Annotated in this window: 14 protein-coding genes; 5 read left to right on the top strand and 9 right to left on the bottom strand. The window is 67.3% G+C overall.

The window, feature by feature from the left end:
- Positions 1 to 148 precede the first annotated feature (148 nt).
- The 5 genes from IU459_RS10260 to uraD all read right to left on the bottom strand — a co-directional run bounded on the left by IU459_RS10260 (position 149) and on the right by uraD (position 3,544).
- Positions 149 to 301 (bottom strand): hypothetical protein, encoded by a 153-nt coding sequence (locus IU459_RS10260; protein WP_195129248.1) that lies wholly within the window; start codon positions 299 to 301, stop codon positions 149 to 151.
- A 131-nt stretch (positions 302 to 432) separates the two neighbouring features.
- Positions 433 to 1,785, bottom strand: a complete 1,353-nt coding sequence (locus IU459_RS10255) for an 8-oxoguanine deaminase (protein ID WP_440446476.1) — start codon at positions 1,783 to 1,785, stop codon at positions 433 to 435.
- Positions 1,782 to 2,687, bottom strand: coding sequence for a factor-independent urate hydroxylase (pucL, locus tag IU459_RS10250; protein WP_195129246.1), 906 nt, complete (start codon positions 2,685 to 2,687; stop codon positions 1,782 to 1,784). Before pucL ends, IU459_RS10255 begins: the two co-directional genes overlap by 4 nt.
- A 7-nt stretch (positions 2,688 to 2,694) precedes the next feature.
- Positions 2,695 to 3,012: a hydroxyisourate hydrolase gene (gene uraH, locus IU459_RS10245; protein WP_195129245.1), complete on the bottom strand. Its 318-nt coding sequence runs from the start codon at positions 3,010 to 3,012 to the stop codon at positions 2,695 to 2,697.
- Positions 3,013 to 3,040: 28 nt separating this feature from the next.
- Positions 3,041 to 3,544, bottom strand: a complete 504-nt coding sequence (gene uraD, locus IU459_RS10240) for a 2-oxo-4-hydroxy-4-carboxy-5-ureidoimidazoline decarboxylase (protein ID WP_195129244.1) — start codon at positions 3,542 to 3,544, stop codon at positions 3,041 to 3,043.
- Positions 3,545 to 3,682: 138 nt separating this feature from the next.
- Here uraD and IU459_RS10235 point away from each other — a divergent pair, with 138 nt between their 5' ends.
- Both IU459_RS10235 and IU459_RS10230 read left to right on the top strand, forming a co-directional pair.
- A complete protein-coding gene (locus IU459_RS10235; protein WP_195129243.1) occupies positions 3,683 to 4,270 on the top strand; it encodes a nucleotidyltransferase family protein in 588 nt (195 codons plus the stop codon).
- 13 nt (positions 4,271 to 4,283) lie between these two features.
- The gene (locus IU459_RS10230) at positions 4,284 to 5,321 is read left to right on the top strand and encodes an XdhC family protein (RefSeq protein ID WP_195129242.1); all 1,038 of its coding nucleotides are present in this window, start codon (positions 4,284 to 4,286) and stop codon (positions 5,319 to 5,321) included.
- Between the two features lie 4 nt (positions 5,322 to 5,325).
- Here the strand turns inward: IU459_RS10230 and IU459_RS10225 are convergent, their stop codons facing one another.
- From IU459_RS10225 to IU459_RS10210, 4 genes are all read right to left on the bottom strand, one after another.
- Positions 5,326 to 6,414 (bottom strand): ABC transporter substrate-binding protein, encoded by a 1,089-nt coding sequence (locus tag IU459_RS10225; RefSeq protein WP_195129241.1) that lies wholly within the window; start codon positions 6,412 to 6,414, stop codon positions 5,326 to 5,328.
- An 89-nt stretch (positions 6,415 to 6,503) separates the two neighbouring features.
- Positions 6,504 to 7,301 carry an ABC transporter permease gene (locus IU459_RS10220; RefSeq protein WP_195129240.1) on the bottom strand — a complete coding sequence of 266 codons (798 nt, stop codon included), beginning with the start codon at positions 7,299 to 7,301 and terminating at the stop codon, positions 6,504 to 6,506.
- Positions 7,298 to 8,044, bottom strand: a complete 747-nt coding sequence (locus IU459_RS10215; protein ID WP_195129239.1) for an ABC transporter permease — start codon at positions 8,042 to 8,044, stop codon at positions 7,298 to 7,300. Before IU459_RS10215 ends, IU459_RS10220 begins: the two co-directional genes overlap by 4 nt.
- Positions 8,045 to 8,156: 112 nt before the next feature.
- Entirely contained in the window at positions 8,157 to 8,960 is an 804-nt protein-coding gene (locus tag IU459_RS10210; RefSeq protein ID WP_195129238.1) for an ABC transporter ATP-binding protein, read from the bottom strand.
- Between the two features lie 155 nt (positions 8,961 to 9,115).
- On the opposite strand from IU459_RS10210, the gene IU459_RS10205 reads away from it, so the two are divergent.
- From IU459_RS10205 to IU459_RS10195, 3 genes are all read left to right on the top strand, one after another.
- Positions 9,116 to 9,817, top strand: a complete 702-nt coding sequence (locus tag IU459_RS10205; protein WP_195129237.1) for a nicotinamide mononucleotide transporter family protein — start codon at positions 9,116 to 9,118, stop codon at positions 9,815 to 9,817.
- Positions 9,818 to 9,981: 164 nt separating this feature from the next.
- Positions 9,982 to 10,458, top strand: coding sequence for a hypothetical protein (locus IU459_RS10200; protein ID WP_195129236.1), 477 nt, complete (start codon positions 9,982 to 9,984; stop codon positions 10,456 to 10,458).
- Positions 10,455 to 11,279 carry a hypothetical protein gene (locus tag IU459_RS10195; RefSeq protein ID WP_195129235.1) on the top strand — a complete coding sequence of 275 codons (825 nt, stop codon included), beginning with the start codon at positions 10,455 to 10,457 and terminating at the stop codon, positions 11,277 to 11,279. The genes IU459_RS10200 and IU459_RS10195 overlap by 4 nt, the downstream gene beginning before the upstream one ends.
- The last annotated feature ends 31 nt before the right edge of the window (positions 11,280 to 11,310 follow it).

The following is an 11,310-nucleotide window of genomic DNA, read 5'->3' as shown; positions in this document are numbered from 1 at the left end:
GCGCCATCTTTTGCGCGGCCCGCTCATCCCGCCTCGCAGCACCGCCGCCCACGTCGCCGGTATACGCGGCGAGTCCGGCACAGATCGCCATGGCACGCGCCCGGCATCCCCGGTCCGCGATCGTCTTCGGCCAGCGCGGAGAACTGTGTCAGATGCTCGACTCTTCCAGCCCTTCTCGCCCTCCGGCCTGCAAGCTCGTACCCGACATCCGCACCACGAGTCGCGAGGCCCGCTCTTTCCGCCCACGCATCAGCGCCCGCCGCTCGACCTTCGCGACGACCTCGGCACGTCGGATCGCCACAGCGTGTACCCGACATCCCGACCCGGGATCGTCCCCGCCGACACTGAGAACGGCACGAGCCACACCGGAGCGGTTCGGCGCACCACTAGCAAGCTCGTAGCGCCACGACCGACCACTTCGGAGCCGTCCGCTCATCTCGCTTTCGCGAGCAACGCCGCCTGTGCGCGGGCCACCTCCGTGGCGACCACGTCCGTGGCGACCGTGCGGACCTCTCCGTCGCGCACTACCTCGCGTCCGTTCACCAGTAGCGCGGCCAGCGGTGGCGGTGCGCCGAGCACCAGCGCGGTCACCGGATCATCGATTCCGGCGTGCGCGGCGGTGTCCAGGCGCCACAGTGCCAGATCCGCCAGTTTGCCCACTTCGATCGAGCCGATCTCGGCGGCGCGGCCCAGCACTCGCGCGCCGCCGATGGTGGCCAGTTCCAACGCCGTGCGTACCGTCATCGCGCGGGGGCCGCCTCGGTTGCGAGCCCATAGCAGCGCGTGCCTGGGCTCCTCGATCATCGAGCCGGACTCATTGCTCGCCGCGCCGTCGACGCCGAGCCCGACCGGGACGCCCGCGCGCACCAGGTCGGCCGTGCGCGCGACACCGGCGCCGAGCCGCGCGTTCGAGGTGGGGCAATGCGCGACGCCGGTGCCGGTTCGCGCCATGGCCTCGATCGCGTCGTCGTCGAGATGGACGGCGTGCGCGTACCAGACGTCCGGGCCGAGCCAGCCGAGCCGCTCCAGGTACTGCGCGGGCGTGCAACCGAAAGTCTGTGCGCAGTAGTCCTGTTCTTCGATCGTCTCGGCGAGATGGGTGTGCAACCGGACTCCGGCGGTGCGGGCCAGCGCCGCCGACTCGCGCAGCAGTTCCGGCGTGACCGAGAACGGCGAGCACGGTGCCAGCGCGATCCGCAGCATCGAGTCGTACGAGGGGTCATGCCAGCGCTCGACGGCCGCCGCACTCGCGGCGAGGATGTCGTCCAGGCTCTCCACGACCTCGTCGGGCGGCAACCCGCCCGCACTCACCCCCAGATCCATCGAACCGCGGCAGGGATGGAACCGCAGGCCCACCTCAGCCGCCGCGGTGATCTCCGCCCCGAGCAGGTCACCACCCTCGCGCGGGAACAAGTAGTGGTGATCGGTGGTGGTGGTACATCCGGTGCGGACGAGCGCGGCCAGCGCACCCGTGGCGGCGACGCGCACCGCGTCCTCGTCGATGCCCGCCCAGACGGGGTAGAGCGTGGTGAGCCACTCGAACAGCGTGTGATCGGTGGCCAAGCCGCGGGTGATCCACTGGTAGAGGTGATGATGGGTGTTCACCAAGCCGGGAGTCAGCAGGCAGCCGCGGCCATCGATGCGCCGCGCGCCCGCGTCGACTTCCGGCGCGTCGCCCTCCCCGACCGCCTCGATCCGGTTGCCGCGCACGACGACGTAGCCACGCGAGTACTCGGTGCGGCGATCGTCGACGGTCGCGATGGCACAGCCGGCAATGACGGTCACCTCGTCCACGCGAGACCCGCTTCCGGTGCGTCGGCACGCGCCACGGTGGCGTGGATGAGTCCGTAGGGGCGGTCGTCGGCGTGATAGACCTCGCCGCGGTTCTCGATGCCGAAACGAGCCAGGTCGTAGTCGAAATGGTGCTTGTTCGGCGCGGCGAGCCGGATCTCGGCCAGCACCGGGTACGCGGCCAGCGCGGCTTTGCCCATCTCGAACAGCGTCTGCTGGAGCGCTTTCGAGTGCAGCGTCGCGAAGGTCTCCACCAACCGCGCCCGCACTCCCGCGTAGACCTCGTCCCAGTCGACGCCGCCGGTGCCGGCGAAGCGCCACTCGGCGACCAGCGAGGTGGCCAGCAGCCGGTCTTCGGTCGGCGCGAGCACGGTGAAGTCGTCGGTCAGGAAACCCGCGAACTCCGACCCGGTCGACTTCAGGATGGTCAGGTCCTTCACTCCGCCCACCACCCAGGCCCGCCGATCCGCGCCTGCACCGGCCACGGTGACCGCCGCCGTGCGTACCTCGGCCCCTTGGCGCACCCAGGTGTGATCGTGCTCGACCCCGCCGACCGGGACCCGCTGCCAGGCGTATTCGTCGACCTCCACGCGCGCGCTGGTCACCGGTTCGATCTCGGTGACGAAGTGGTCGGCCAGCGCCAGCGCGTAGTCCTCGATCGTGCGCAGACCCGGCTGCTTCGCGAAGGCGTAGGCGGTCTGCTTCTGCGTATCGGTGGGCAGTACCTTCGCCTGGTCACCCGTGACGTACGCGTCGGCGAAATCGCCGCGCAGCACCGTGGAGACGTTCACGTCACGGATCTCGTGCCGCACGGTCTCCCGGTAGATCCGGACGATCCGATTCTCCGCCTTGCCGTATCGGTGGTCCGACAGCACGATCGGCCCGGTCAGTTCCATGCTCGGCTCAGCTCCCTCGGTAGGTGGAAAAGGCGAACGGCGACAACAACAATGGGACGTGGTAGTGCCGTTCCTCGGTGACCGCGAACGCGACGACGACCTCGGGATAGAAGGTTTCGACCTCCTGGCCCGCGAAATAGGCGCCGGTGTCGAACACCAGACGATAGGTTCCCGGTTCGAGCGCTTCGCCCAACGCCCGTATCCGGCCATCCGCGTCGGTTTCCCCCGAATCGAGCTGCCGCGCTTGTCGATACAGCGCCACCGTGACGCCCACAGCCGGTATGCCACGCACCGCGTCCAGCACATGGGTGCTCAAAGTGCTCATGACGGCACCTCGCTGCCGCTCGGCTCCGTCATGACCACTCCGCCAGCAGCGCCCGCAGCCGTATGCGGTTGATCTTCGCCAGTTCTGTTCGCACGACTCGCCTTTCGGTCTCGGGATCATTACGCAGCCGGGCGGTGAGCAGCGCGAGCAGCTCCTCGGCCGACTTACCGCTCGCGCACACCAGGTAGATGTGCCCGAACCGTGCCTCGTAGGCGCGATTGCCTTCGGCGAGCGCCGTGCGGACCGCGTCCGCCGCACCCGCCACCCCGGCCTGCTCCCGCGCCGATGCCGCCGAACGCGGTCGCTCCCCGATCCGGGGGTGACCAGCGAGCGCCGAGTCGAGCTCGGCGTCCGGCAATCGCTCCAGCACCGCGTCGGCGGCGCCGAGCAGCGCCTCGACACTCGGGTACGGACGGCCCTCGACCAGCGACCGCGCGAAGCCCGGCGACGAGCAGCAGCCGAGCACCGCGTCGTAGGCGGCGGCGTCGGACAGCGCGTCGAAGGCCGCGAGTCCAGGTCGCTGATCCGTCATCCGAACAGCATCGAATACGACCACGCGGGCCGCCACCGGAAACGGGAGATCACCCTCGGCGTGTCGCGCAGGTGAACGCGGCCTGAGCAGTGGTTTTACGTCGTGCGGCGCAGACCGCCCGGTATTACCGTCATAACCATGGCTGATCAGGACCGCCCGGCTGTCGCGGGCGTCGTTCTCGCCGCCGGTGCGGGAACACGCTACGGGCGGCCCAAAGTCCTCGCAGAGGGCGGCGCATGGCTGCGCGCGACGGTGGCCGCGCTGCGCGATGGCGGCTGCGATCCGGTGATCGTCGTGCTCGGAGCGACCGGCCCCACGCCGCAGATCATCGATCTGCCGCCGGGCGTGCAGCACGTGTGGGCCGCCGACTGGGCCACCGGGCTCAGCGCCGCACTCCGCGCAGGTCTGATCGCCGCAGCTCGCACCCCCGCGCGTTACGCCGCGATCATGCCGGTCGACACCCCCGACGTCGGCGCCGAGGTAGTCGCCCGGGTCCTCGCCGCCGCGGTGGCGGCGCCCAGCGGCCTCGCGCGAGCTGTGTTCCACGACACACCTGGGCACCCAGTTGTTATGACGCACAAGCATTGGAACGGGGTTTGTGGAGCCGCGGCCGGAGATTCCGGAGCTCGTACCTATTTGACCGGCAGAAACGATATGGTGTGCGTCACGTGCGACGATTTGGCGACGGGGATCGATCGTGACTTTCCGGCCACGACCGCACGGTGATCGGAGCTAGCTGATGCGGGACATCATCGACGACCTGTTGCGGGTGTGGCACTCGGGCCGGACCGGAGGGCTGGCCACCATCGTGCGCACGGTGGGATCGGCCCCGTTACCGGTGGGCTCCGCGATGCTGGTCGACCCGGACGGCGGCGTGTACGGATCGGTCGCCGCGGGCGGGCTGGAGGACATCGCGTACGAGGCGGTGCTCCAAGCCGCGCGCACCGGCCGGCGTGCGCTGCACCGCTTCGGGGTGGCCGGCGGCTTCGAGGCGGGTTCGACCGGCGAGGGGATGATGGACGTCTTCACCGAGCCGTTCTCCCGGAGACACTTCCCGGAGTTCCCCGACGTGGCCGCGGAGATCGCGGCGCACCGCAGGGTCACCGTCTTCACCGTCGTGTGGAACTCCGACGCCGACCTGATCGGCCAGCACCTGATCACCGACCGAAGACACCCGACCGAACTGCTCGCACTGCCGGATTCCGACGTATTCGTCGCCTCGTTCGCTCCACCCCCGCGCCTGATCATCTTCGGCGCCAATTCCTTCGCCGCCGCCCTCACCGTGCAGGCCAAGCTGCTCGGCTACCGGGTGACGATCTGCGACTCACGCCCCAATTTCGCTACGCCGGAATCATTTCCGGGCGCCGAGGTCGTGGTCGACTGGCCACACCGCTACCTCAACGCCCTCTCCTCGGCCGGTGAGATCGACAGCAGCACAGCCATCGTCGTGCTCGCGCACGATCCCGCGTTCGAAATCCCGCTGCTCACCGTGGCGCTCCGACTACCCGAGCTGGGGTACCTCGGCGCCATGGGTTCACGCCAGGTACACATCCGGCGTATCGAGGACCTCAGAGCAGGCGGTTTCGGCGACCATACCCTCGCCCGACTACATTCGCCCGCGGGCTTCGACATCGGAGCGCGCACGGCCCCCGAAGTCGCGGTCTCGATCGCGGCCGAACTTCTTGCCGTACGCGCGGCGCAACCGGCGCGACCGTTAGACCCCTACAGCGGTGAAATCCCGATCACTCCGAAAACCGCTGTGGGGCTCGGCATCTAGTTACCTATTTCAGTCCCGGATTCTCGGCATACACCTCGCGCAGCACGGACAGGTCGAACAACTGCTGGGCCTTGATATCGATCTTGGCGGTGCGCAGCGCGGCGATATTCTGCTCGATCAGCGCGTCGCTCATCGTGAGCAGACCATTGGCGGCCGTGTCCGGTGAGACCACCAAATCATTCTGCGCTATGGCCTCTTGCGTCTGCTCGGCCAGATCGAGCTTCTGATCCTTGCCGTACACCTCGACCGCGAGCCGGGCCGACTCCGCCGGATTCGCCACCGCGTCCTTCCAGCCCTTGATCTCGGCGGCCAAGAACGCCTTCAGCTTGTCGCGTTCTTTGTCGATGGTGGACTGCGCGACGGTCAGAGTCTCGGCGACCAACGGCAGGTTGAAGTCGGCGAACAGGAAATGCGTGTTCTGGAATCCTTTGGCCGCCAGTGTGATCGGTTCGTTGGTCACATAGCTGACCCATCCGTCGACTTCACCGTTGGCCAGCGGAGTCGGATCGAATTGCGCGGGCACGACGGTGACGTCGCTCGGCTTCATCCCGTTGGCGGTGAGCAATGCGTTGAAGATCAGCTGGTTGGTGTCCTGCACGCCGATCTTGCGGCCCTTCATGTCCCCCGGCGTCCGGATCGGCTTGGCCGCGGAACTGACGATCGCGAACGGGTTCTTCTGGTAGGTGGTCGCGACGATCTTCGCGGGCAGGCCCTCCAGGATCGCCGGCGCGGTGGTCTGCGGCGCCGACAGTCCGAGCCACACCTTCCCGGTGTCCAATCCCGCTTCCACCGACGTGCTCGCCGCGCCGCCCGCGATGAGATCGACCGCACCGAAACCGGCTTCCTTGAAATAGCCTCTGGCGTCGGCGAAGTACTCGCCCGCGAATTCGATGTTCTTCAGCCAGGACAGCTGCACCGCGACCTTGCCGTACTTCGAGCCGTCCGGGGTCGAGCCGCCCGAGGTGTCGCTCGTCTCACCACCGCAGGCGGCAATGGCCGCCGAGCCGCCGAGCACGGCCGCGGTGAGCGAGGAGTAACGGAGAAAGGTACGTCGGTTCAGGTGCCCGAACGTGGAGCGCTGCACGGGTGTCATGGGCCGAATCTAGGTGCAGCGCGTTTCAAATTCTTTACTTTGACGTTCCGGGCCTGAATTCGCGCGGATTTCGCCGGCCGACCGCGCGGTCAGTATCGTCCCGCCTCCGGCCCGAAGCGGGCGAGCACCAGGTTCTCGATGACACCGACGATGGCGTACAGCACCACCGAGACCAGTGTGACGATGACGATCGAGGCCCACAGCTTGCTGTACTGGAAGGTCGGGATGGCCCGGATCAAGCTGGCGCCGAGCCCGGTCCCGCTGCCGAGCCATTCGCCCAGCAGCGCGCCGATCAGCGCGCCGGGCACCGAGATCCGCGCGGCGGCGAACACCGAGGGCAGCGCCGCAGGCACGGCGACCATGCGCAACCCGGTCCACCGGGATCCGCCGTAGGCGACCACCAGCTCCAGCGCCTGCCGCGGCGCATTGCGCAGTCCCGCCATGATCATCACCAGGGCGGGGAAGAACACCACGATCGCGGCGAGCACGGCGACCCCGGCCAGGCCGCGGCCGAAGACCAGCACGATGATCGGCGTCAACGCCACCAGCGGCACCGAGCGCAGCAGCATCGCCACCGGAAGGAAGGTCTGCTCGACCGCGGCGAACGACACGAACAACGCGGCGACCACCAGCGCGGCGAGCATGCCCGCGCCGAACCCGATGGCCGCGTCCCGCAGGGTGATCTGCAGATCGTCGAGGATGGCCTGACGCGCGGTCTCCGCGTTGGGCGCGGTCACCAGATAGGCCCAGATATCGCCGGGTGTCTTGCCGACTCGCGGACCGACCTGCGGAAACGCCTTCAGGAAGACGTACCAGATCACCAGCATCAGCAGCAGCGAAGTGGCCAGCGGGAACAGGAACCGCCCGATTCGGCGCAGCAGGTTCATCGCGCCTCCTGGGCGGTCCACGGAGCGACCAGCCGGGCGGCCAGCGCCACCAGCGCGTAGCCGAGTCCGGCCAAGGCCGCGGCGGCCAGCGCCATGCCCCAGGTGCGCGGCACGTTGTAGGCGGTCTGCGCGGCGGTCAGCGCCACTCCGATGCCGCTGTCCACGCCGCCGAGGTACTCGCCGATGATGGCGCCGAGGACGGCGGACGGCGCGGCGATCTTCAAGGCCGCGAAAGTGCTCGGCAGCGCTGCGATCGCCTGGACCCGGCAGAGCTGTTGCCAGCGTCCGCCGCCGTAGGCGCGCACCAGGTCGAGGCTGGTGCGGTCGGCCGAGCGCAATCCGGCGACGGTGCCGACCATCGTGGTGAAGAAGCAGTACATAGCGGCGAGAAAGACGGTCGGGGTGCGCCCGCCGAAGACGACCAGAATGATCGGGCCGAGCGCGAGCAGCGGCGTGCAGTAGCTCAGGATCGCCAGCTGGGTGGCCAGCGATTCGATCGGCGGAACGAGCACGATCAAGACGGCCAGCGCGATGGCCAGCCCATTGCCCCAGACGAACCCTTGCAACGCACCGAGCGCGGTGATCCGGAAATTGGGTCCGTACAAGCCCCATCCGTCGGTGAACATGGTGTGCAGCACCAGCCACGGGCTGGGTATGGTGCCGCCCGCGACCTCGAACGCGGCGAGAATCCACCACACCGCGACCAGCCCGAGCACGCCGAGCACACCGCCGTAGCGCTTCATGACGCGCCTCCCGCTCGGCGAATGCACTGTGCGAGCGGATGCCGCCGCACCGGCCGCATGTGCGTACTCACCCGCTGCCATCCCGGCTTGCGATGGCGAAGACAGCGCCAGCTCACGCCAAGCCTCCTTTTCCCAACTTCCCGAACAGCAGCTCGGACAGGTAGTCGTGCAGCTTGTGGAACTCCGGTGTGCGCATCATCTCCGGCAGCCGCGGGCGCGGCAGGTCGATCTCGACCAGCTCCAGCACCCGGCCCGGCCGCGGGCTCATCACGGCCACCACGTCGGACAGGAACACCGCCTCCGCGATGCCGTGCGTGACCATCAACGTGGTCGCCGGTTTCTCGGTCCAGATCCGCAGCAATTCCAGATTGAGCCGCTGCCTGGTCATGTCGTCGAGCGCGCCGAACGGTTCGTCCAGCAGCAGCACGGTCGGCTTCACCACAAGCGCCCGCGCGATCGAGACCCGCTGGCGCATGCCGCCGGACAGCTGCGCGGGTTTGGCCTTCTCGAAGCCGTCCAGCCCGACCAGCCGGATCAGCTCGGCGATCTGACCCGGCTCCGGCGTCATCCCGGCGACCTGCAGCGGCAGCTTGATGTTCGACTCCACCGACCGCCACGGCAGCAGCGCCGAATCCTGGAACGCGATGCCCAGCTCGTGGTGCCCGCGCAATTCGGCGGGCGTCTCGCCGTTGATCGACGCCTGGCCCGCGGTCGGCGTCTCCAGACCGGCGAGAATGCGCAGCACCGTCGACTTGCCGCAGCCGGAGGGGCCCAGCAGCGACAGGAACGCGCCCTGTTCGGTGTGCAGATCCACGGAATCCAACGCCTGCACCGTTTTCCGGCCTACCCGGAAGGTCTTGGTCAACCCACTGAGATGAATTCCGGTCCCCCCGGCGGTACTGCTTTCCGTGCTCATGACGGTCACCCTAGGAGCACCCGGTTGCGCGGATATTGCGAATGGCGTCGTCAGATTGCGCAATCGTTACGGTGCGCACGACGGCCGCCGCGCGGATTTCGAATCGCGGCGATCGGATGCGGATGAGATGCGCCCCGCCACTGGTTGCACGACAGGTGAACCCGATCATCACGCTGCTCGACGCCAAGCTGCACATCGCGGGCTCGGAGATCCTCTGGCGCGAGGTGATCGGCAACGGCTTCGGCTTGGCCTCCGCCATCGGCGGCATGCGGCGGCGGGTCTGGGCCTGGCCGATCGGCATCGCCGGGAACGCCCTGCTGTTCACGGTGTTCGTCGGTGCGATCTTCCACACACCACAGCAGCTGAACATGGCGGGGCAGGCCGGACGCCAGCTGATATTCATCGCGGTGAGCGGCTACGGGTGGTGGAGCTGGTATCGCCGCGCGACGGCGGACACCGGTCGCGAGCAGCGCGGTGTCTCCCCGCGCTGGGCGAGCGCCCGCGAACGATGGCTGCTCGCGGCCGCCATGCTGCTCGGCACCGCGGGCTTCGCTCAACTCTTCGGCTGGATCGGGTCGTTCGGCCCGTGGGCGGAAGCGTGGATCTTCACCGGCTCGGCGCTGGCCACCTACGGCATGGCCCGCGGCTGGGCCGAATTCTGGTTGATCTGGATCGCCGTCGACTTTGTCGGAATCCCGCTACTGGTACGGGCCGGCTACTACCCGTCGGCGACGCTGTATCTGATCTACGCGGGCTTCGTCGTGTGGGGCTTCCTCGTCTGGGTGCGAACCCTGCGCCGAGGCGCCGACGCCGGCGCGCCGCGCGATCGAGTTGCCACCGCCGTCGCCGATCAGTAATCGGGGCCGCCAGATTCATCTATTGGTAACCCCACGGCTACCTTCCGGAATCACCGTTCGATATGTTCCCACTGGCGGGAAAACCCGCAGTGCCACAAATTTGCCACACTTGCTGAGAGGTCCACCGCCGCGCCACTGTACCGGCCTGCGGAGGAATATCTGGCATGACAATGCAAGACGTCCAAGAGATCCGGCTGATTGCCGACAATGTACTAGCTGCACCCGACTGGTTCACGCCAGAGCAGGTCTCCACAGCTTGCGGAGCGGAGTTGCGTGAGGTATCCAGCACCAACCCCTATGCACGCGAATTCGCAGCACATCTGGACGGCGAGCCGTTCTCATCGATCGTGTTCCGCTGCCCGCTCGCGCCGGAAGCCAGGTCGAGCTCCCTCGCCATCATGTACGTCGCGAGGGACGTTCGAATTACCCGAACAGATATGGCGGCGCGGTTCGAATTACCGATCGAGAGCGCACGGATCAACCCGAGGATTCCCCCCGATGGAACGGTATCGTTCACCCTGGGGCAGGGGGCCAGAACGATACGCCTCAGATTTGATGCCCGCTCGAAGCTGCTGCGAGATGTATCCGTACACGAGAACCGTGCGCAATTTCGGCGCCCCAGCTCCGGCAGCCTCGAATGAGGCTGCTACGCCAGCTCTTCACGAACCTGGCAACCGGTCTGCGCCGCGATTTCTCGAGAACTGCGGATGGCATATCGAGCAATTACCGCGGCTACCGCAGGGACATCAATGATTCCGTTGCAGAATTGGTTGACACCGATATCGCCGGACGGAACGCTTTCGGGCAACTTCGGGAACTACCGGAATATCTGAAAAGCTTGCAGCGACTTGGTTACTCGACATCCGTCCGCTCCGGGCTCGGCAGTGAAGTCGATAGAATCGCCGAAATGTCCGAGGACCTCATCCGTAAGATCCAGGACGTGCAGCAGGACGGGTGGTCCATACGCTACGGAAAAAGGGGTGACGGAACATACGCCGACTACGACGAGAAGGCCATAGTTCTCGACAGCAAGATGAAAGACAACCCCTTGGCGTCCGCCGATGCGCTCGCACATGAAATCGACCATGCCCACCCGGGGAATCCGCACAACGACGCGCCATCGCCGCCGATGGGCCGGACCCGGAAGAGATGGGTCGACGATCATGTGGACCGGTCGCTGCTGAACGAAGGCCATGCCGTGATGTCACAGCTCACGGTACGGCACCAGATACTTCAAAACGGCGGACCGGACATAAACCATAGCGCCGCCGGAAAGTATCTCAGGATATACGAAAGATATCGCGATGGCGAGTTCCCCCGCGACGAGGCGGTACAGCGAATAGCCGCACACTATCGCTTCGAGACCGGAAGCAACAGCAAAATGCCGTACGGGCAGCAATTCCGGGAATGGTACGAGGACTATTGGGACAGGTGGATCGCGCAGACTGTTCAGACGCGCTGATAGCGACCCGGCCGGCACCGTCGAAACGACT

Source organism: Nocardia amamiensis, from assembly GCF_015477605.1.
In the GTDB taxonomy this organism is placed as follows: Bacteria; Actinomycetota; Actinomycetes; order Mycobacteriales; family Mycobacteriaceae; genus Nocardia; species Nocardia amamiensis_A.
This window is presented reverse-complemented; position numbering and strand designations above follow the sequence as displayed.